General features: G+C 39.8%; 20 protein-coding genes. 17 read left to right on the top strand and 3 right to left on the bottom strand.

Annotated features, from left to right (window positions below; translation table 11 throughout):
• The 11 genes from OK025_RS02450 to OK025_RS02400 all read left to right on the top strand — a co-directional run bounded on the left by OK025_RS02450 (position 1) and on the right by OK025_RS02400 (position 15,216).
• Positions 1 to 2,118 (top strand): penicillin-binding protein, encoded by a 2,118-nt coding sequence (locus tag OK025_RS02450; protein ID WP_317668203.1) that lies wholly within the window; start codon positions 1 to 3, stop codon positions 2,116 to 2,118.
• Entirely contained in the window at positions 2,118 to 3,578 is a 1,461-nt protein-coding gene (locus tag OK025_RS02445; protein WP_317668202.1) for a UDP-N-acetylmuramoyl-L-alanyl-D-glutamate--2,6-diaminopimelate ligase, read from the top strand. The genes OK025_RS02450 and OK025_RS02445 overlap by 1 nt, the downstream gene beginning before the upstream one ends.
• A 4-nt stretch (positions 3,579 to 3,582) precedes the next feature.
• The gene (gene mraY / locus OK025_RS02440; RefSeq protein ID WP_317668201.1) at positions 3,583 to 4,827 is read left to right on the top strand and encodes a phospho-N-acetylmuramoyl-pentapeptide-transferase; all 1,245 of its coding nucleotides are present in this window, start codon (positions 3,583 to 3,585) and stop codon (positions 4,825 to 4,827) included.
• 2 nt (positions 4,828 to 4,829) lie between these two features.
• Entirely contained in the window at positions 4,830 to 6,203 is a 1,374-nt protein-coding gene (murD, locus tag OK025_RS02435) for a UDP-N-acetylmuramoyl-L-alanine--D-glutamate ligase (RefSeq protein WP_317669752.1), read from the top strand.
• Positions 6,204 to 6,233: 30 nt separating this feature from the next.
• Complete coding sequence (locus OK025_RS02430) at positions 6,234 to 7,433, top strand: FtsW/RodA/SpoVE family cell cycle protein (protein ID WP_075991285.1); 1,200 nt, start codon at positions 6,234 to 6,236, stop codon at positions 7,431 to 7,433.
• A gap of 13 nt (positions 7,434 to 7,446) precedes the next feature.
• Positions 7,447 to 8,550: an undecaprenyldiphospho-muramoylpentapeptide beta-N-acetylglucosaminyltransferase gene (murG, locus tag OK025_RS02425; protein WP_317668200.1), complete on the top strand. Its 1,104-nt coding sequence runs from the start codon at positions 7,447 to 7,449 to the stop codon at positions 8,548 to 8,550.
• A gap of 7 nt (positions 8,551 to 8,557) precedes the next feature.
• A complete protein-coding gene (murC, locus tag OK025_RS02420) occupies positions 8,558 to 9,913 on the top strand; it encodes a UDP-N-acetylmuramate--L-alanine ligase (RefSeq protein WP_317668199.1) in 1,356 nt (451 codons plus the stop codon).
• Complete coding sequence (locus OK025_RS02415; RefSeq protein ID WP_120335351.1) at positions 9,906 to 10,742, top strand: cell division protein FtsQ/DivIB; 837 nt, start codon at positions 9,906 to 9,908, stop codon at positions 10,740 to 10,742. Before murC ends, OK025_RS02415 begins: the two co-directional genes overlap by 8 nt.
• Positions 10,743 to 10,767: 25 nt before the next feature.
• On the top strand, positions 10,768 to 12,144 hold the full coding sequence (ftsA, locus tag OK025_RS02410; protein ID WP_046673975.1) for a cell division protein FtsA: 1,377 nt from the start codon (positions 10,768 to 10,770) through the stop codon (positions 12,142 to 12,144).
• 140 nt (positions 12,145 to 12,284) lie between these two features.
• Positions 12,285 to 13,985: a cell division protein FtsZ gene (gene ftsZ, locus OK025_RS02405; protein ID WP_317668198.1), complete on the top strand. Its 1,701-nt coding sequence runs from the start codon at positions 12,285 to 12,287 to the stop codon at positions 13,983 to 13,985.
• A gap of 88 nt (positions 13,986 to 14,073) precedes the next feature.
• A complete protein-coding gene (locus OK025_RS02400; protein WP_317668197.1) occupies positions 14,074 to 15,216 on the top strand; it encodes a sugar phosphate isomerase/epimerase in 1,143 nt (380 codons plus the stop codon).
• Between the two features lie 27 nt (positions 15,217 to 15,243).
• On the opposite strand, the gene OK025_RS02395 is transcribed toward OK025_RS02400, so the two are convergent.
• Complete coding sequence (locus tag OK025_RS02395; protein WP_309366537.1) at positions 15,244 to 15,885, bottom strand: response regulator transcription factor; 642 nt, start codon at positions 15,883 to 15,885, stop codon at positions 15,244 to 15,246.
• A 277-nt stretch (positions 15,886 to 16,162) separates the two neighbouring features.
• On the opposite strand from OK025_RS02395, the gene mscL reads away from it, so the two are divergent.
• From mscL to tsaB, 5 genes are all read left to right on the top strand, one after another.
• Positions 16,163 to 16,570: a large-conductance mechanosensitive channel protein MscL gene (mscL, locus tag OK025_RS02390; RefSeq protein ID WP_046673978.1), complete on the top strand. Its 408-nt coding sequence runs from the start codon at positions 16,163 to 16,165 to the stop codon at positions 16,568 to 16,570.
• Positions 16,571 to 16,807: 237 nt separating this feature from the next.
• The gene (gene rpmH / locus OK025_RS02385; protein WP_075991291.1) at positions 16,808 to 16,966 is read left to right on the top strand and encodes a 50S ribosomal protein L34; all 159 of its coding nucleotides are present in this window, start codon (positions 16,808 to 16,810) and stop codon (positions 16,964 to 16,966) included.
• Positions 16,967 to 17,026: 60 nt separating this feature from the next.
• Positions 17,027 to 17,443, top strand: coding sequence for a ribonuclease P protein component (locus tag OK025_RS02380; protein ID WP_317668195.1), 417 nt, complete (start codon positions 17,027 to 17,029; stop codon positions 17,441 to 17,443).
• Entirely contained in the window at positions 17,406 to 17,660 is a 255-nt protein-coding gene (gene yidD / locus OK025_RS02375; RefSeq protein ID WP_411567687.1) for a membrane protein insertion efficiency factor YidD, read from the top strand. Before OK025_RS02380 ends, yidD begins: the two co-directional genes overlap by 38 nt.
• A gap of 14 nt (positions 17,661 to 17,674) precedes the next feature.
• Positions 17,675 to 18,382, top strand: coding sequence for a tRNA (adenosine(37)-N6)-threonylcarbamoyltransferase complex dimerization subunit type 1 TsaB (gene tsaB, locus OK025_RS02370; protein ID WP_317668193.1), 708 nt, complete (start codon positions 17,675 to 17,677; stop codon positions 18,380 to 18,382).
• Here tsaB and OK025_RS02365 read toward each other — a convergent pair.
• Together OK025_RS02365 and OK025_RS02360 are read right to left on the bottom strand one after the other, a co-directional pair.
• Entirely contained in the window at positions 18,377 to 19,282 is a 906-nt protein-coding gene (locus OK025_RS02365; protein ID WP_312482150.1) for a CorA family divalent cation transporter, read from the bottom strand. The two genes, tsaB and OK025_RS02365, sit on opposite strands and share 6 nt — an antisense overlap.
• A gap of 88 nt (positions 19,283 to 19,370) precedes the next feature.
• Complete coding sequence (locus tag OK025_RS02360; protein WP_046673981.1) at positions 19,371 to 19,988, bottom strand: OmpH family outer membrane protein; 618 nt, start codon at positions 19,986 to 19,988, stop codon at positions 19,371 to 19,373.
• 191 nt (positions 19,989 to 20,179) lie between these two features.
• On the opposite strand from OK025_RS02360, the gene gyrB reads away from it, so the two are divergent.
• Entirely contained in the window at positions 20,180 to 22,138 is a 1,959-nt protein-coding gene (gyrB, locus tag OK025_RS02355) for a DNA topoisomerase (ATP-hydrolyzing) subunit B (protein ID WP_317668192.1), read from the top strand.
• Positions 22,139 to 22,248: the final 110 nt, after the last annotated feature.

Below are 22,248 nucleotides of genomic sequence, written 5' to 3'. Positions count from 1 at the left end.
ATGAGTATCAGAAATACGATTCTTGTTCGTGTCTACTTTGCTTTTGGGCTTATCGTACTACTTGCGTTTTTGGTATTTGGAAAAATGACAAAGTTGCAGTATGTCGATGGGGAGCATTGGAAAGCTTTAGCGGATAGCCTTTCTATTCAGGAACGAGAGGTGGAAGCTGCTCGTGGTAATATCTATTCAAATGACGGAAGCTTGTTGGCTACTTCAGTGCCTGAATATGAGCTCCGTTTTGATGCAATGGCTATTCCGGAAGAGGGTGAAGAGTATTTTAATTTGAAAGTTGACTCCTTGGCTATTAAACTTGCTGATTTTTTTAAAGATAAATCATCGCGGCAGTATTTGACATTATTAAAACAGGCACGCAATAAAAAACAGCGCTACTTGTTGCTCAAGCGAAATGTGTCACATCAGGATTTAAAACGGGTAAAACAATTTCCCTTACTTAAATCTGCACGTGTCAATAAGGAGCGTTACCCAAGTTGTTTGATTACGGATAGACAGAACAAACGTATTTTGCCTTTTGTCAATCTCGCGGCGAGAACTATCGGTTATAAAAATGTGAAAGAAAATATTCATGTTGGACTGGAAGGTGCGTATGGAGAATATATCGACGGAAAGAGTGGGAAAAGGTTGATGCAGCGTATTGCCGGGGGGGTATGGATCCCTGTGAACAAAGATATTGAGGTTGCTCCGGTTGATGGCTCTGATATTATTTCGACCATTGATGTGAATATGCAGGATATGGCACAAAGGGCGCTCGAAAAGCAGATGATTACGAGTAATGCGGATGAGGGCTGTGTGGTGATGATGGAAGTAAAAACAGGTGAGGTACGTGCGGTGGCCAACTTTATGCGAGATAAAGATGGGGTCTATCGTGAAAAGTTCAACCTTGCCATCGCGCAAAGTGCAGATCCGGGTTCAACATTTAAGTTGGCTTCTTATTTGGCTTTGATTGATGATAAGAAAATAGACTCGAGTACAACAGTGAACATTGGTAATGGTAATTGGCCAATTTACAAGCATACCATTCGTGATTCACATGCACCTAAGAAGTCTATAATCTCTGCGAAAAGGGCCTTTGAGGAATCATCGAATGTGGGTGTTACTAAATTTGTTTATCAGGCTTATAAAGATAACCCAGATCAGTTTACATCAAAACTGCATTCTTTTGGTTTTGGAAAAACGCTAGATCTGCAGATTCCGGGCGAAGGGGTCCCCTTGGTGAAAACATCAAAAAGTAAAAGCTGGAGTGGGTTGTCGCTGGTGCAGATGGCTTACGGCTATGAAATGAAAATTACGCCATTGCAAACGTTGACATTTTATAATGCTGTCGCAAATAACGGTAAGTTGATAGCGCCGCTATTTGTTAAAGAAATTCGGCATTTAGGAAATACAATTCAAACGTTTCAAGCGAAAGTCATTAACGAGAAGATTGCCTCGGATCATGCTTTAGCAGAGGTGCGGGGAATGATGGAAGGTGTTATGACTGAAGGTACAGGTAGAAGTGTTGCTAGTCCATTGTATAGCTCTGGCGGTAAAACAGGAACAGCACAGATGGCTGATGGCTCGAGAGGGTACGGTGCTAGACGATATCAATCTTCATTCGCTGGGTATTTTCCAGCTGAAGATCCAAAATATTCCATTATTGTGGTGATTCGTAACCCAAGAAATGGCTATTACGGTGCATCGATTGCGGGGCCCGTATTTAAAGAGCTTGCAGATATGGTATATGCAAACGATATGGAGATGGAGGGGAAAAAGACATTTAAAGCAGTCAACGTGGGCGGAAGAATGCCATTGACTTTGCAGGGGTCGAAGGAAGCTAGTAAAAAAGTGTACGATAGGTTGGGGATTCATACCGTGAATTGGGATACGATTGCGCGGGGAGAAGTGGATACCTCGACACGAGGTGTACCATTCATGGATTTAAAATATAAAGAAGGAATCGTTCCGAATGTGATCGGAATGGGATTGATGGACGCTTTATATGTTGTGGAGAATGCCGGATTTAAAGCGCACGTGACAGGGAAAGGAAGAGTGGGAATGCAGTCTTTAGCTGCAGGGCAAAAACTGCCTTTTGGAACGGCGATAAATTTAGAACTTAAGTAATGATGGATTTAAAAAAAGTATTGCATGCTATTCCTGTACAGCAGGTTGTAGGGAACCTTGAAGAGGTCGATGTGCACTCTTTGTGCTTTGATTCCAGAAAAGTGGAGTTGGGAAGTTTGTTTATCGCTGTGCGAGGTGTTCAAACAGATGGTCATTTGTTTGTAGACAAGGCAATTACTTCTGGTGCAAGAGCGGTTATTGTAGAGGAGTTGCCAAAAGAGACATTAGACTCTGTTGCCTACATTTTAGTAGCCGATTCGGCTTATGCTTTGGGAGTGGCTGCCGCTAATTTTTACGGAAATCCTTCGGAACAGTTGAAATTGGTCGGTGTGACCGGCACAAATGGTAAAACGACCGTAGCTACGTTGTTGTTTCAGCTGTTTACCGAGTTGGGCTACCATGTGGGCTTATTATCTACAGTGCAAAACCAGATTGGAACGAAGATTATACCGGCAACACATACAACACCAGACCCTATTCAATTGAATAAATTGTTAAGGGATATGGTTGATGATGGCTGTGACTATGCATTTATGGAGGTTAGTTCACATGCTGTCGTTCAGGAACGTATAGCAGGCTTGGTGTTTGCGGGCGCAATATTCACGAATATTACGCACGATCACCTGGATTTCCATAAAACCTTTGATAACTATATTAAAGCGAAAAAGAAGTTTTTTGACGATTTGGATGCAAATGCTTTTGCGTTGACGAATGCTGATGATAGAAATGGTCAGATCATGCTTCAAAATACAGTGGCACACCGGAAAAGTTATGGCTTGCGTTCTGGTGCAGATTTTAAAGCAAAGGTGATCGAAAGCCATTTCGACGGGATGTTGATGAGTGTTGACGGACAGGAAGTATGGGTGAAATTGATCGGCGATTTCAATGCATATAACCTTTTGGCAGTTTATGCTGCCGCTATCTTGCTGGAGCAGGAAACGGTGAAAGTGTTGACCGCACTCAGTACCTTGAAAGGTGCAGAAGGACGGTTTGAAACGATGAAATCGGCTTCAGGTGTTTTTGGAATCGTAGACTACGCACATACACCTGATGCGGTTGAAAATGTGTTGAAGACTATAAGTTCATTGCGACGTCCAGAGCAAAAAATCATTACGGTGTTAGGATGCGGCGGCGATCGGGATAAGACCAAAAGACCTGAAATGGCAGAGGCGGCGCTGCGTTATAGTGACCGTTTTTTAATTACATCTGATAATCCGCGGACGGAAGATCCTTATCAGATTATTAAAGATATTGAAGCTGGTGTGGCAGCAGACCAAAAAGCGAAGACGCTTTCTATAGCGGATCGTAAGGAGGCTATACGCACGGCATTTCAGCTGGCTAATCCGGGGGATATTATCCTAGTGGCAGGAAAAGGGCATGAGAAATATCAGGATATAAATGGTGTGAAGCATCATTTTGATGATAAAGAAGTTTTAGAGAATACATTTAACGAACAATAGAAATATGTTGTACCATCTTTTTACGTGGCTTAGCGAATATATTCATATACCTGGAGGGGGGTTGTTTCAATACATCTCCTTTCGGACATCTATGGCTGTAATCGCGTCTTTGATTATTACCACGGTTTTTGGGGGAAAATTGATTCAATTCTTGCATAATAAGCAAGTTGGCGAGACAATTCGTGATTTGGGACTAGAAGGAGAAAAAAAGAAAGCTGGTACGCCTACGATGGGTGGGATCATCATCATTGCAGGTATCCTTATCCCGACCTTGTTATTTGCAAAATTGACGAATATCTATGTGATTATCATGATTGTGACAACACTTTGGATGGGCGCAATTGGATTTTTGGATGATTATATAAAGGTTTTTAAACATAATAAAGAGGGCTTAGCTGGTAAATTTAAAGTTGTTGGACAAGTTGGTTTGGGTGCCCTAATTGCTTGTACAATGTACTTTCATCCAGATATCGTTGTTCGAAAAGGGGTGGATAAGCCTACCTCTACCAAGCCCGTTGAAGTGGTTATCAATGAAGGTACAGGGGAGAAAACCTATGCTGAAAACGTAAAATCATCTAAGACAAATATTCCGTTTTATAAAAATAACGAGTTTGATTATGCTAAGGTGTTTAAAATATTCGGATTACAGAGCGACTATCTGACTTTCGTCGTCTTTTTAGTTGTCGTTATTTTTATCGTTACGGCAGTTTCAAACGGCGCAAATATTACGGACGGTATCGATGGTTTGGCCACGAGTACTTCTGCTATCATCGGTGTCACTTTAGCAATTTTAGCGTATGTGTCGGGTAACGTAATTTTTTCGGATTACCTCAATATCATGTATATCCCTAATTCGGGAGAGCTTGTGATTTTCGCCGGAGCATTTGTGGGAGCCTGCGTAGGTTTCTTATGGTATAACACGTATCCTGCCCAAGTTTTTATGGGTGATACGGGAAGTTTGGCAATAGGCGGTATAATTGCTGCTTTTGCTATCCTGATCCGGAAAGAATTGTTGATTCCGATTTTATGTGGTGTATTTCTGTTGGAAAACCTTTCTGTTATTCTTCAAGTGTCGTATTTCAAATACACGAAGAAGAAATATGGTGAGGGTAGACGGATCTTTTTGATGTCGCCATTACATCACCATTTTCAGAAGAAGGGGTATCACGAAGCGAAAATTGTAACACGTTTTGTTATTGTAGGAATCATATTGGCCATTCTTACTATTGTAACATTGAAAATTAGATAATGATGTCAAACATTGCAACAACATATTATCCTCAATCTGGAAGTTTGGTCATTTTAGGCGCTGGCGAAAGCGGTGTCGGAACGGCTATTCTTGGAAAAGAAAAGGGATTTGATGTATTTATATCCGATAAAGGACTGATTGCGGACCACTATAAGGAACAATTGAAAGTCGAGGGAATAGCTTTTGAAGAAGGTAATCACAATGAAGAACGGATTTTGAATGCTGCTTTGGTTGTGAAGAGCCCCGGTATTCCAGAGACAGCGCCTTTGGTGGTCGCTCTGAAAGCAAAGAATATACCCGTGATTGCAGAAATTGAATTTGCGGCACAGTATACTGATGCAAAGTTGATCTGTATTACAGGATCAAATGGGAAGTCTACAACAACCATGTTGACCTATGAGATGCTTAAGCATGGCGGTCTCAATGTCGGGTTGGCCGGTAATATTGGAAAGAGCTTTGCGCTTCAGGTAGCTAGAGAACAGTTTGATTGCTATGTCTTGGAAATATCAAGCTTTATGCTGGACGATATGTACCATTTTAGAGCGGATGTTGCTGTTATATTGAATATCACGCCTGATCATTTGGATCGCTACGACCATAAAATGGAAAATTATGTGGATTCAAAATTTAGGATGATTCAGAATCAAACGGAGAACGATTATTTTATATACTGCCTGGACGATCCAGAAACAATTAAAGGATTGGAAAGACATCATAGTAAAGGGACTTATTTGCCTTTTACACAGGAACAACTTGTTGAATTGGGCGCTTATTTGAATGCCAATAAGACAATAATTATTAATACACCAAATAACGATACATTCACTATGAGAGCTGAGGAATTGTCATTGCAGGGGAAGCATAATATTTATAATAGCATGGCTTCTGGGTTAATTGCGAAAGTGCAGGAATTGAGAAATCAAGTGATGAAAGAGAGCATGGGGTCGTATGTGAATATTCCACATCGCCTGGAACATGTAGCCTGTATTGGCGGTGTAAACTACATTAACGATTCAAAGGCGACGAATGTAAATTCGGTATGGTATGCTTTGGAGAGTTTTTCTACACCAATCGTATTGTTATTAGGTGGTGTAGATAAGGGAAATGATTACAGTATGCTTGCTGATTTGGTCAAAGACAAAGTGCGTGCTATTGTTTGTTTGGGAAAAGACACCGCTGCGATTCATACGGCATTTGAACAAGATGTGGAGATTATCGTCAATAGCACTTCGATGCAAGATGCAGTGGTATTGGCTTCGCACCTGGCGCAAAAAGGTGATACCGTATTGTTGTCCCCTGCATGTGCCAGTTTTGATTGGTTTAAGAACTATGAAGACCGTGGCGATAAATTTAAAGCAGCTGTAATGGAATTATAAATGGTATAACCCAGTAAGAGGAGGAAGGATATGCTACAGAACATAATGTCTAAATTGAAGGGTGATCGATGGATATGGATCATTGTGATTATCTTATCGGGATGGTCACTTTTGGCTGTATACAGTTCGGTGGGTACATTGGCGTACAAAGAAGGGAAGGGAACAGAAATGTATTTGTTAAAACACTTTTCTATTATTGCCGTTGGGTTTATCCTCATGTATCTTTCCCATAAGTTGGATTATCGGTATTACGCTGGTATATCCAAAATTATGATGGGCATTACAATCCCCTTATTGCTGTTTACCTTATTGTTTGGTAGTAAAGTTAATGAGGCAAGTCGTTGGTTGACCATACCCGGTATCGGTTTAACGTTTCAAACATCGGATTTGGCAAAGTTGTCACTCATTGTCTTTCTTGCGCGGATGTTATCCCGGAAACAGGAAGAGATCAAGGATGTTAAAAAATCGTTCTTACCTATTATGGGATCGGTGTGCGGTGTATTTATTTTGATTGCCTTGGCCAACTTATCTACAGCATTAATGCTATTTGGAGTGAGTGTTTTATTGCTGTTAATCGGTCGGATTAGTTTTAAACAAATTGCTATTGTCTGCTGTGGTGGTGGTATTCTTCTGATGATGGTTATCTTTTTTGGTCCACGTAGGGCAACCTATATCAGTCGGGTAAAATCTTTTTTTCATACTGAAAAAGTTGATAAAACGGTATCCTTCCAGGATGATAAAAACTATCAGGCGAACAATGCGAAAATTGCGATAGCAACTGGTGGGCTTTTTGGAAAAGGACCCGGAAATAGCGTGCAGCGTAATGTGTTGCCGCATCCTTACTCAGATTTTATATATGCTATTATTATTGAGGAGTACGGGACAGTCGGTGGGGTAATCCTACTATTTCTATATCTGGCCTTTATGTATCGTTGTATACGTATTGTCACGATGAGTCCCAAAGCTTTCGGTACTTTTCTGGCAGCGGGTTTGGGGTTCAGTTTGACGATCCAGGCCCTAGCAAATATGGCTGTTGCAGTAGGCTTGGGACCAGTTACGGGGGTTCCGCTTCCACTGGTGAGTATGGGAGGAACATCGATTTTATTTACGAGTGTCGCCTTGGGAATTATCCTGAGTGTGAGCAGAAATATTGAAGAATTAAAAGGTAAAGAGGAGCTGGATGAAAAGCCTAAACCGAAAAAAGTGGTGATAGGATCAATTCCAGCATAATAAAAAATTGAGCATGGCAATTCGTGTAATTATTAGTGGTGGTGGAACCGGAGGACATATCTTTCCGGCGATTTCAATTGCAAATGCACTGAAGGCAATGGATCCTGCAAATGAAATTCTATTTGTGGGTGCCAATGGCCGGATGGAAATGGATAAAGTGCCAGCTGCCGGTTATCAAATTATTGGACTTGATATACAGGGGATAAATAGAAAACAGCTGTGGAAAAATATCTTCTTGCCATTTAAGCTTATGAAAAGCTTGAATATGGCGAAAAGTGTAATTAAGGATTTTAGACCGGATGTGGCTGTAGGTGTAGGTGGTTTTGCCTCCGGACCTTTGTTAATGATGGCTAATAAATTGGGTGTGCCAACTGTTGTGCAGGAACAAAATTCTTATGCAGGTGTGACCAATAAAAAAGTTGGGGCAAAGGCAGCAAAGATATGTGTCGCCTATGAGGGGATGGAGCAATTTTTTCCTGCGGAGAAAGTATTACTCACTGGGAACCCAATAAGACGCGAGTCCATTGCGATAGCAGGGAAAAGAGAAGAAGCTTTAACGTTCTTTGGTTTAGATCCACACAAAAAGACAATTTTGGTGCTCGGTGGAAGTTTGGGAGCTAAAACATTAAACGAGAGTGTGCTTGCTTATCAGAATGATCTAAAGGGAGAGGACGTACAGTTGATTTGGCAATGCGGTAGTTTCTACGTTGACAAGTTGCAGGAAGAGTTAGCGGGGAAATTGCCGCAGAATATTAAGATGTTGGCTTTTCTACAGCGTATGGATTATGCTTATGCTGTGGCAGATTTAATTATTAGCCGTGCTGGAGCTGGTACAATTTCCGAGCTCTGTGTAGTCGGTAAACCTGTAATCCTTGTGCCTTCGCCCAATGTGGCCGAAGACCATCAGACCAAAAATGCAATGGCATTGGTTAATAAAGATGCTGCGTTATTGGTTAAGGATAGTGATGCAAAAAAAGACTTGATACCTGCTGCTTTAAATTTATTAAAAGATGCAGCTCATATCGCACAATTAAGTGAAAATATTAAAAAACTCGGTAAGTTGGATGCTGACGTGCAGATTGCCGAGGAGGTGTATAAATTGGTTAATAAAAAATAGACGAAGTATGAATCTAGATGCAATAAAACAAGTTTACTTGATCGGAATAGGAGGTATAGGCATGAGTGGTCTTGCGCGCTATTTTAAGCATTTGGGCTGTGAGGTGAATGGATATGACCGTACAGAAACTGAGCTGACTAAAACCTTAGTCAAGGAAGGAATCGCGATCTCATATCAGGATGATATCAATACGATTGATGCTATTTTTCACGTACCTACAGCGGGGACATTAGTCATTTTTACACCAGCCATTCCTAAAGATTCGAAGATTAAAGCTTTTTTGGAATCTCAAGGACATATACTATATAAGAGATCGCAGGTTTTGGGGATCATTAGTGAGAGTAGATTTACGGTCGCTGTTGCCGGTACACATGGTAAAACGACAACTTCTACAATGGTGGCACATGTATTGAAAGATTCGGGTTACGACTGTTCTGCCTTTTTGGGTGGAATCAGTTCTAATTACGGTACCAATGTGCTTTATGGAAATAATAATACAGTTGTGGTGGAGGCTGATGAGTTTGATCGGTCATTTCTGACGCTTCACCCTAATATCGCAATAGTAACTTCTTCGGATGCGGATCATTTGGACATTTATGGAGATCGCAGCCATCTGCTCGAATCATTCCAATTGTTCTTGGATAAAGTAGTTGAAGGAGGTACACGTATTATAAAAAAAGGCCTCGAGTTTGCTGGGCAGATAAATTATTCAGGCCATGAAATCGCTGATGCATATGCTTCCAATGTGCATGTACGCGACGGAGAGTTCTTTTTTGACTACCAAGATACCAACGGGCGGATACATGATATCCATTTAGGTATTCCTGGTACCCACAATGTTGAAAATGCGGTAGCCGCGATTGCAGTAGCCCGGTTACTTGGGATTGAAAATGAAGCGATCAAGAAGGCATTGACAACATTCAAAGGAGTAAAAAGAAGGTTTGAATATATTGTCCGTAAACCTGGAACGGTGTATATCGATGACTATGCGCACCATCCAGAGGAACTGCGTGCATTTTTAACTTCGATGCGTAAATTGTATCCCACAAAAAAATTAAATGTGGTCTTTCAGCCGCATTTATTTACCCGTACTCGGGATTTTGTGGATGGTTTCGCAGAGGTGTTGTCCATGGCAGACAATCTGTTGTTAATGGAAATTTATCCAGCACGGGAGCTTCCTATTGAAGGGATCAATTCGAGTTGGTTATTGGATAAAATTACGGCAGAGAAAAAACAGCTTGTAACTGCAGAAGAAGTCTTGGAATTCGCACGCGATGAAAAGCCGGAACTGATTGTCACAGTTGGGGCAGGTGATATTGATAAATTGGTTAAACCGTTACAGGAAATTTTAGGGCATGCTTAAAAAATTACGTAACATCCAATGGAATCGTGTACTCTACTTTACGCTGTTTTTTATCGGCGTAATAGTTGTCGTCGTGATTATGACTATTGTGGGGAAACGTGATGAGCAGCAGGTTTGTAAAGATATTAAAATTGTCATTGAAGGCACAGAAGCTTTTATTGATCAGGCTGATATCTCCAAACTGATCGAACAAAACTATGGTAGTTTTGCGGGAAAGAAAGTCAATGGAATTCCCTTTCAAAAGGTTGAAAAAACCTTGCGCAAATTACCTTATGTTTCCGATGCCAGTATACATGCTGATATGGATGGTACGATCAGAATTAATATTAGTCAGCGCGAGGCTGTCATGCGGGTCATCAACAAAAATGGAAAGGAATTTTATGTGGACCCTAATGGGTTGAAGATACCGACAACGTTGAAGTATATACCGCATATCATGGTTGCAACGGGTAACATCGCCGAAGGATATAATGAAGCACTGGATACCATATCAACGCCCTTGGTGAAAGATTTGGTAAAGGTTATAGAGTTTATCAAAAACGATGAATTATGGAGTAATCAGGTTGTGCAGATCTACGTCAACGGGGATAAGGATATTGAACTTGTGCCTCGTATTGGGACACAGCAGTTGATTGTTGGATCGGCAGATTCATTGGAACAAAAATTTGAATTATTAAAGACCTTTTATACGCAGATCATGCCAAAAGTGGGTATAAATGCTTATGGTGTTGTCAACGTAAAATATGGAGGTCAGATTATCTGTGAAAAGCGGGGAAACTGGAGTTTTTCAGATGATCAAACAAAAAAAGTAGCAAATAATACATTATAGTAATACAGCAACAATACAGGAAATTATGAACTCAAAGGCAGCAGAAATTGAAAGAGAAAACCCAATTATCGTGGGACTCGATATTGGTACTACCAAAATTTGTGTTACGGTTGGGAGACGTAGCTCAGGAAACAAAATTGAATTATTAGGTGTGGGCAAAGCTGACTCTGCAGGTGTAAGCAGGGGTGTGGTTGCTAATATCCAGAAAACTGTGGGAAGTATTTTAGAGGCTGTCGAGATAGCCGAAGCACAGTCTAATGTGGATATTAAAGTGGTGAATGTGGGAATTGCTGGCCAACACATCAAAAGTATTCAACACCGTGGAATATTTACCAAAACTGATGGTGATGATGAAATCATTCGACGCGATATCGAACGACTGATTTCGGATATGTATAAACTGGTACTGCCTCCAGGAGAAGAAATTATACATGTGTTACCACAGGAGTTTACGGTAGATAACGAACCGGGTATTCGCGAACCAATCGGTATGGCTGGTCGTCGTATTGAAGCAAATTTCCATATTATATCGGGACGTGTAACGGATATTAAAAATATCAAGAAATGTATTGATAATTCCAATCTGGAAGTTGCTGAGTTGATTCTCGAGCCTTTAGCGTCTTCTGAAGCTGTATTGGATGAAGACGAAAAAAATGCTGGTGTTGTATTAGTAGATATCGGTGGTGGAACCACAGATGTTGCCATCTTCCATGAAGGAATTATTCGTCACACTGCTGTGATTCCTTTAGGCGGTAATATTGTAACGGAAGATATCCGTCAGGGATGTTCTGTTTTGCGTTCTCAGGCTGAATTGTTGAAAACTCGTTTTGGATCAGCATTAGCTGATGAAAATAAAGAAAACGAAGTGATTTGTGTGCCAGGCTTGAAAGGCCGTGAACCGAAAGAAATTTCCGTTAAAAATTTGGCTTATATTATTCAAGCTAGAATGGAGGAAATCATTGAGCACGTGTACTATGAAATCAAATCTTCTGGATATGAAAATAAGCTGATCGGTGGTATTGTTATTACCGGTGGTGGTGCTCAATTAAAACATTTGGTACAACTTGTTGAGTATATTACTGGAATAGATTGTCGTATCGGATTTCCGAATGAATATCTTTCTAAGAATGAGGTTTTACCAAAACCGTTGTTTGAAGAATTGAAAAGTCCTTTGTATGCAACAAGTATTGGCTTGTTGATTAAAGGGATTCAATCGCATGAGGAAGAAGAAGATAGCCGTAGAGAAATGCACACCCCATCGAAAAAAGTGCAGGCAGCTACGGTGACAACGAAAGAGGTTTCTGAACAACAACAAAAAGAGCAAGGATTATTGTCATGGTTCAAACGTTTTATCAAAGACGGTAACGAAATCGATGACGCTAGTTTTTTAGATAAGAAGTAAGTTTTCCACAATAGTTGAAGTTTTCCACAATTTAACAAATGTGGAAAACTTTTGTTGAAATTATATTATTATTACATTACATATAGTGGGTTTGATTCGTTTTGATATCATCTTCATTGTAAGTTAAATAGGGATAAGTTATGTCAATACAGTTTGAAATGTTAAAAGAACAATCTTCAATAATCAAGGTTATTGGGGTTGGTGGTGGTGGCGGCAATGCCGTAAACCACATGTATAAACAAGGAATTAGTGGGGTAGATTTTATCGTGTGTAATACTGATGCGCAAGCATTGGAGTTAAGCCCGATCCCGAATAAAGTTCAATTGGGAATAAGTCTAACCGAAGGTATGGGAGCAGGAGCAGATCCTGATGTGGGTGAAAATTCAGCGATCGAGAGTATTGAAGATATCAAGCGTATGTTGGGTACCAATACCAAGATGTTGTTTATTACCGCTGGTATGGGTGGTGGTACCGGTACTGGTGCTAGTCCTGTATTGGCGAAAGCTGCCAAAGAATTGGGTATTTTAACTGTTGCTATTGTCACTACACCATTTACGTTTGAGGGCAAACGCCGTCGCTCTCAAGCGGAGGAGGGGTTGTCTGAGTTACGCAAATATGTAGATTCTTATTTGGTCATCTCAAATGATCGTCTTCGGGAGATTTTCGGAAATCTAACGATGACCGCGGCGTTCGCAAAAGCGGATGATATCTTGACGACAGCAGCAAAAGGTATTGCGGAAATTATAACGATCCCTGGTTATGTTAACGTCGATTTTAAAGATGTGCGTACAGTAATGAACGACAGTGGTGTTGCCATCATGGGGAATGCTGTTGCCGAAGGTGAAGATCGTGCATTACGTGCTGTAGAGGGAGCCTTGGCTTCGCCTTTATTAAAAGACAATGAGATTGAAGGCGCTCGCTATATTTTATTGAACATTACTTCTGGAACAAAAGAAGTAACAATGGATGAGGTGGCAATCATTACGGATTACATTCAGGAAAAAGCCGGTTTGTCAGCTGATTTGATCTGGGGTAACTGTATTGACGAGAACTTTGAAGATGAGTTGTCAGTAACAATTATTGCTACTGGTTTTCAAACATCTGAAGAACGCGATAAAGAACGCGAAAATACAAAAGTGTCTATGCCCTTAACTGCTGAACCGGCTAATTCTTTTATCAAACCTGTTTCACAGGTAGCACCAAGAGAAGTTCCAGCTACGAATAGTTTCGTAACTCCGGTTCAACGTGTGGATACACCGGCCCCTTCTTCCAATACCTCAACGCCAAATAATCTGCAATCTGATTTGTTCACCTCACCGAGAAATGTTGTACAACAACAGGTGGCTGTTGAGGAACCTCAGGTTATACGTCATGATTTAGGTTTTGATGGTGGTTATGAAGAAGAAACTTCATTTTCAGGAGATAGTGATTTTCAATTGAAAACTTCACCGTCTGTGTTTCAGTTTCAGATGCCAACAGTTTTTGATTCGTATACTGCCCCTTCCGCGTCGGCGTATGAAGAAAAACCAACCTTTTCATCCAGTACAACAAATGAACAAGTGGAGGTTCCACAGGTTGAGGAAGAGCAAGTTTCATTTGAAGATCAATTGGTTCGTACGAAAGAACGTATTCTACGGTTGAAGGAATTAAGCATGAAACTAAAATCTTCAAATGGTTTACACGAGCTTGAGAATGAGCCTGCTTACAAAAGAAAACAAATGTCATTGGAAGATACACCACATTCTTCACAATCTCAGGTGTCTCGTTTTACACTTTCGTTTGAAGATGGAAATACTGAAATCAGACCGAACAACTCTTTTCTACATGACAATGTAGACTAGTTGATTCACCATAAAATAATAAAAAGCCATCCAATCGGATGGCTTTTTTAGTATCTTTAAATACCGAAATAAGACAATTATACAAGCTATGACGACAAAATTAAATAACCCTGTATGGGTAATGAGTTCTGCATTTGATAAATTATCCTTACCGGAGTTGATCCAGACGACCAAAAGGATCGGCGCTGGGGGGATAGACCTTTGTGTGTTTAGAAAAGACGGTACCCGTGAAGATCATACTGCAACGCATTTAGACTATGACGATTTTACGCCTGCAAAAGCAAGGGAAATTATTGAGTTATTCAATCAGGTTGATTTAAAACTTTCGCTTGGTGCTTTTGAAAATATGATTGGAGGCGACCCTGAACAACGCGTGAAGAACCAAAATCATTTACTGAAATTGATCCGTATTGCACATTTGCTTGGTGGCGATGAAAATAACGTCAAGGTAGGGACATTTGTAGGCTATAACCACGAATTGGGCAATCAAATTGATGGATTTCAAAAAAATCTCGAAGAATACAAACGCGTATTTGCCCCAATTGTTAATTATGCAGAAAGTTTAGGCGTAACCATACTTTATGAAAACTGCCCAATGGAAGGATGGCGCTCCTCACGTTATAGCTCTACCTATAACAATCTTCCCGCCGTGCTGGCCGCTCGTAAATTAATGTATGCGATGATTCCGAGTAAAGCGCATGGCGAGATCTATGATCCTTCACATGATGTTTGGCAAAATACAAATCCAATTGAGGTCATTCGTAATACAGATATCAGCCGTTTACAGCGTATACATGTGAAGACTACACGTAATTTACAGACTGCTGCACGTATTGATTGGGGGGGAATGTATCCAATGCAACATGTTGACGCTGAATTGGCTAAAAAGGCCAATGTGAGTATTCCGGGGCATGACTGGGATAGACATCACTACGAAGCAATGCTGCCTGGCTTTGGCGGATCCGACAGTATGGATTGGCGCGGTTTCGTTGACTTATTACAAGAACGCGGCTTTAGTGGGCCTTTTGAGATCGAAAATGAAGCGAAGAATTCGAAAGATACAGGTGATTTTTCTGCAACGGTTCAAGGATTTACGACCTGCCTCAACTTTTTAGCACCGATGTTATGGGATTTAGAAGCAGAGGTGGGGTATTCTTATAAGAAATCTCAACCTTTAAAAGACCTGAACGTAAAAGATGTTCCAGTTGTTACGATGGATGAGTTAAGCTAGAATACGAAATACACTCCAACAAAATGACTAATTGTTGGAGTGTATTCTGAAAAGTTCGATAAGTTCGGGGATATTAGAAACATTGAGTTTTTCGAAGATCCTACTTTTATATGTGCTCACGGTTGAAGGGCTTAACTCCAATAAGCTAGATACTTCGATAATACCAAGTCCCTTTATCAATTGCTTAGCAACGTCCACTTCTCTATTTGACAAACGTGCCAACGGATTCAGTTTTGTCAATTCAGACTTACTTTGTGTCAATTTCTGGATGTATAGATCCTGGACGGTGCTCGACATATACTTTCCTCTATCCTGAATAGCCAAAATTGCATTGGAAAGTTCAGCCATAGCCGTTGTTTTGTTGAGATAACCTACCGCTCCTGCTTCGATATAACGTAAAGCATATAGGGATTCGTCATAAGACGAGAAAATCAAAATTTTGATGCTCGGTCGAATTTGAAGGATTTCCTCAACGACGCGTATATTATTTCCTCCCGGCATATTAATGTCCAACAATAATAGGTCGAAATCCTCTACCTTTATTTTTTCAAGAACCTCATCAAAGGTTTCAGCTTGGAATATTTCTGCCTTTTGAAGAGTTTCTTTAATAATAACGGAGGCTCCTAACCGTACAATACCGTGGTCGTCTGCTATAAGAATCTTTTTCATAGATATGCTATCTGATGCTGGGCTTTAATTACCGTATGAAATAAAGTACTAACAATATACAATATATCTTGATATTTTACTAGTTAACGCGCAAATATAAGAAATTAAGTTAATAAAAATTGGGGCGGGGCGAGTTGCGTGTCTTTTTATATAAATAGGACATAGGCTAGAAAATATAGCACAATATGAGTTTAACGATAAAAAATTGGCATATTTTAATTAGATTTATGTGACAATTACTAGTTTTGTCATAATTTATGGACTAAAAAATTTAAATATGGGATTTTTAAAAGAGTTTAAAGAGTTTGCAATGCGCGGCAGCGTGGTCGATCTAGCTGTCGGTGTTGTTATCGGTGGAGCCTTTGGTAAAATTGTCACCTCATTGGTTGACGATATTATCATGCCGCCCATTGGTTATTTAACAGGCGGTGTTGATTTTTCATCCAAAAAATTGATTTTGAAGGCCGCTGATGAAGCTACTAAACAAGCTGAAGTATCCATTAATTATGGAAACTTTATTAATGTGGTTATTCAATTTTTAATTGTAGCATTCTGTATTTTTTGTGTTATCAAAGCTTTAAATTCATTGAAACGTAAAGAGGAAGCAGCTCCGGCAGCACCTGCAGCACCGACGAAAGAAGAGACACTTTTGACTGAGATCAGGGATATTCTGAAAAATAAATAGTGTAAGGTATATACTTCATTTATAAAAATCAGCACAGTCAAACTGTGCTGATTTTATTTATGGTAGTTGAAAAATTGTTTTTTGAAGCTGTAGCTGAATAAATTAGCTTGTCTGCTTCACATTAACTTTAAATGTTCGTAATATTGTTTGTTTTTGTCTAAAATAAACTTTACTTTTGCATTCCTCTTGGGGAGTTTTGTATTAATTGAAGTAAGAACAAATTAGCATAATAGCGTCATGAAAAGAACATTTCAGCCATCGCAAAGAAAAAGAAGAAACAAACACGGTTTTAGAGAGCGTATGAGCTCTGCAAACGGTAGAAGAGTATTAGCTTCACGTAGAGCTAAAGGTAGAAAACGTCTTACAGTGTCTGACGAATACCGTCACAAAGGTTAATCTTTGACAAGGATCGGTGGCCGCTTATAAGAGCTTTTTCTAATAAGATCAAGTCATCGTATGAAAAATACATTTACAAAAGAAGAACGGTTATGTGCGAAAAGGCGTATTGATGCGCTTTTTAAAAGCGGTTCTTCTTTTGTTTTGTATCCATTTAGGGTTGTTTTTATCTTCGAGAAAAACAACTTGACTGACCATATTCCCTCCAGTCAGTCTATCATTTCCGTATCCAAACGTAGGTTCAAAAGAGCAGTTGATCGCAATTCGATTAAGCGAATGATGCGTGAGAGTTACCGTTTACAAAAATCGAATGATTTAATTCCATTTTTGTTGAAACATAATGTAACTTTGTATTTAGCTATTCAATATGTAGGCAAGCAGATCTTAGCGTATGATGTGTTTAGTACCGCAATGAATAAAATGCTGAAAAAATTGCAGGATGAATATGCTGAAGCTTATTTGGAAAAAGGGGATTAGACCCTTGTTTAGTTTTATTTTCTTGGCTATTATTCGTTTCTACCAAGTTTTTATCTCACCATTTTTAGGCGCCAATTGTAGATATACACCTACCTGTTCTCAGTACGGTAAGGAAGCTATTCTGAAATATGGTCCTTTTAAAGGTGGCTGGATGGCTTTGAAACGAATTGCGCGTTGCAACCCTTGGGGTGGCCATGGGCATGATCCTGTACCTTGATTTCTATAACGACGATGAATAATTTAATTTTACAAATTGATACGTCAACCACTGTATGTTCGGTTGCCTTGAGTGAAAATGGTCAAACGCTACAAGTTATCGATCTCGATGAACCGAATGCGCATGCGGCAAAATTGACTATTTTGATTGAGGAGATTCTCAAACAGACAGGCCGAAAGATGCAGGATTTAAATGCTGTCGCGGTGAGTATGGGACCAGGTTCGTATACAGGCTTGCGGATCGGGGTGTCTACGGCCAAAGGTCTCTGTTATGCCTTAGATATACCTTTGATTGCTATTAATACGTTAGAAGCGTTGTTTTTAGGGTATAAGGGGCAATTTGGTTTAAAAAAAGATGAAGCTTATCTTCCTATGCTCGATGCCCGTCGGATGGAAGTCTATTCAGCAGTTTATAGTCATGATGCTACGTTGGTGAGAGCAACATCTGCAGAAATTATCGATGCTGATTATTTCAATGAATTATTGCTGAACTACCATCGCGTCCATTTATTTGGTTCGGGAGCGGATAAATTCGAAGATTTGTTCAGTGCAAACGATCGCGTGGATGTGCTGAGTGGATTTAAAGTTTCGGCGGCTTTTCTATCGCCATTGGCCTTTGATAAATTTCAGCGGAAAGAGTTTGAGGATGTTGCTTATTTCGAGCCATTCTATCTTAAAGATTTTGTGGTTACCCCTGCAAAGAAAAAGGTTGGCTTATTATAGCCAACCTTTTCTTTTGAACCACAGATAAATCGCAAGGGATATGGCGACCATGATTCCCATGGCCACTGGATATCCATAGTACCATTCTAATTCGGGCATATTTTTGAAATTCATTCCATAAATTCCTGCCACAAAAGTGATTGGCATAAAAAATACGGAAAAAATCGTTAGGATGCGCATAATCTCATTGGTGTGATTAGACGAGATATTGAAATACACATTCAGTAGTTGCGCTACATTTTCCGATAAGTTTTCGTACAAGGTTGATGTCCGGACCTGGAGATCTTTTAAATCGCGGGTGTACACATCTTTTTTGGACGAGGAATGAAAATGCTCAACGACCTCTCTGTAGAGAAAGATGACCTTTCGTGCAACATCAATCTGCCTTTTGATAAAATAGAGATTTTTCAGTATGGGCTGTTGTTTCATGCGTTTGAGGAATATTAATTCTTCGTATGCATCGATGCGTGTTGAAAGTTGCTCTAAAGTTTGACTAAAGGTGAATACAGCCGCAGTCGTGATAAATACAGCCAGTTTACGGCTATTTTTTGTCTTGATGGACGTAAATTCAATGTTCTTGAGTTTTTCTAAAAATTCGATGCGACGTTTGTGCACAGTAATCACAAAATCGCTTCCGTAGAAGATGGTCAGGCGGTCGGTGACTTCTCCGATACTGTCTGAATTTTCTTTGAAATTGTCCGACATGACACGGAGAATAACAAAGGTATAATTCTCAAATTCTTCAATTTTCGGTAGATGTTCTGGTTCTTTGGAATCCTTGATCGAGGCTTCATTCAAATTGAAGCGCTCTTTGATGAAGGTGAAGTCTTCTGAGGTTGGCTCAGCTATATCTATCCATTCGTAGTTTGCGATTTCCTTTTCAACAATCGTTCTGACCATAAATCTAATTTTAGTAAGGACAAGATAAGAAAGAAAATAAAAAAAGCCATCAACTCAGTTGATGGCTTTCCTAAATTATTATGATCTTCTATTTGTTTGAAGATTTATATTCTTCGTTTAACTGTTTGATTACTTCATTCGTGATTTCCAACGATGGATCAGCATACAATACTGTCGGATTGGTTTTCGAATAGGTCAATACCAGTTTGTAGCCATTTTCTGCAGCATGTTTTTTCAGGAATTCGGTAATTTTATTATAAACATTGTTGAACTCTTCAGACTCGTCTTTCGCAATAGAGGAAGAAGCTGTTTGATCTAGGCGGGCAAGCTCATCTTGTTTACGTGCCAGTTTTTGTTCAGTAGCTTGTCTATCAGGTGCAGACATTGTAGCTGCATTTTTTTGATATTCGGCAACTTCGCGTTGGAATGCAGTACTTTTAGATTGTAGATCTGTTTGTGCTTTCTTTACCTTGTTTTCAAGCTTTGATTTAATATCCTTAAAATATTGATATTTTTCAGAAAGTGAATCCGAGTTTAAATAGACGATTTTATCTTTGTTACTTCCCTGGCTCTCCTTGCTTACCGTATTGGAATCATTTTTTGCAGGTTCGTTTGCTGTTTTTGCACCTTGGTTACATGATGCAATAGTTCCAACCAATAAAAGGCCAAAGGAAACTTTCGATACAATTGAAAATATAGTGTTCATTTTTTTGTTATTTGCAAATTATTACTGAAAACAAACCTAACATAAAAAAATCGAAATTCTAGTTTTTAGTAATAAAAAAGTAAAATTATCCTGTGTATTATAATTCGGAATATAGGTTCAATACTTGTTCACGGACTTGATAAATCGGCCAAAATTTCGTATTTTTGAATATTACATTTAAGAGGTTTTCAATGAGCGAAGAAAATAAGAATGCATCCACCTATTCGGCCGATAATATTCAGGTATTAGAGGGTTTAGAAGCGGTTCGTAAGCGTCCATCCATGTATATCGGTGACACCGGTGTAAAAGGATTGCACCATTTGGTATACGAGGTTGTTGATAATTCAATCGATGAAGCTGTAGCAGGATATTGTACAGATATCTTTGTTACTATCCATAAAGATAACTCGATTTCTGTCCGGGATAACGGTCGGGGTATTCCTACAGGGATCAACAAAAAAGAGAATAAATCAGCCCTAGAGCTTGTAATGACAGTATTGCACGCCGGAGGTAAATTTGATAAAGATACATACAAGGTTTCTGGTGGTCTGCATGGTGTTGGGGTTTCCTGTGTGAATGCCCTGTCTACCCTTTTGAAGGCCGAGGTTCATCGTGATGGAAAGATCTACCAGCAGGAGTACCAAATTGGTAAACCTTTGTATGATGTGAAAGAAGTTGGTGTTTCTGATAAGACGGGTACTATTGTAACGTTCCACCCGGATGCGACAATTTTCACGCAGACTACCGTTTATAATTACGATACATTGGCAAATCGTCTTCGTGAACTTGCATTTTTAAATAAAGGTGTGAGTTTGACGTTGAATGATGAGCGTGAAGCAAATGAAGACGGTTCTGAAAAGAAAGAAACATTCTATTCAGAGGGTGGTCTGAAAGAGTTTGTGAAATTTTTAGATGGTAACCGTCAGTCGTTGATTCCTGAACCAATTTATGTTGAAGGCGTGAAACAAGGTATCCCTGTTGAACTGGCTTTACAATATAACGATACGTATTCAGAGAATGTCCATTCTTATGTGAATAACATCAATACGATTGAAGGTGGTTCTCACGTTGCAGGTTTCCGTCGTGGTTTGACACGTACCTTGAAAGCGTATGCGGACAAGTCAGGTTTGCTTAAAAACTTAAAAGTGGAAATTACCGGTGATGACTTCCGCGAGGGATTGACAGCTGTAATTTCGGTGAAGGTTGCAGAACCTCAATTTGAGGGACAAACGAAGACGAAATTAGGTAACTCTGAGGTGATGGGCGCTGTAGATGTTGCTGTTGGTGAGATCTTAGGTGTTTATCTGGAAGAGAATCCACGTGAGGCAAAATCTATTGTTCAAAAGGTTGTCATTGCAGCTCAAGCACGTGCTGCCGCACGTAAAGCCCGTGATTTGGTTCAACGTAAAACCGTTATGGGGGGCTCCGGACTTCCGGGTAAATTGGCCGACTGTCAAGACAACGATCCTACGAAATGTGAGATCTATTTTGTCGAGGGGGATTCTGCGGGTGGTACTGCCAAGTCTGGTCGTGATAGAAAGCATCAGGCGATCATGCCTTTACGTGGTAAGATCCTGAACGTCGAAAAAGCAATGGAACATAAGATCTACGAAAATGAGGAGATCAAAAATATGTTTACAGCTTTGGGGGTGAGTGTAGGTACTGCCGAAGATGCTAAGGCACTGAATCTTGAAAAATTACGTTATCACCGCATCATCATCATGACCGATGCCGATGTGGATGGGTCCCACATTACAACATTGATCCTCACGTTCTATTTCAGATACATGAAGGAATTGATCGAAAGGGGATACGTATATATCGCTACACCGCCGCTATACTTGGTGAAAAAAGGGAAAGAGCATGAGTACGCTTGGAATGAAGACCAACGTATCAATGCGATTCAACGTTTGAAAGGAAGTGGTAAAGAGGATAGTGTACACGTACAACGGTATAAAGGTCTTGGAGAGATGAATGCTGAACAGTTATGGGATACAACCATGAATCCTGAAACGCGTACTTTAAGACAGGTGACAATTGAAAATGCGGCTGAGTGTGACCGTATCTTCTCGATGTTGATGGGGGACGAAGTTGCTCCACGTCGTGAATTTATTGAGAAAAATGCACGCTATGCTAAAATTGATATATAATTGATTTGATCATAAAAGAATAAAAAAAGCCTGATGAAATTTTTCATCAGGCTTTTTTTATTCTTTTATATTTCCTAATTTCATAGGAGTGAATCGTTTTTCTGCCGGGA

The organism is Sphingobacterium sp. UGAL515B_05 (genome assembly GCF_033097525.1).
In the GTDB taxonomy this organism is placed as follows: Bacteria; Bacteroidota; Bacteroidia; order Sphingobacteriales; family Sphingobacteriaceae; genus Sphingobacterium.
The sequence above is the reverse complement of the archived record's forward strand: the minus strand, read 5'-3'. Positions and strand labels throughout refer to the sequence as shown.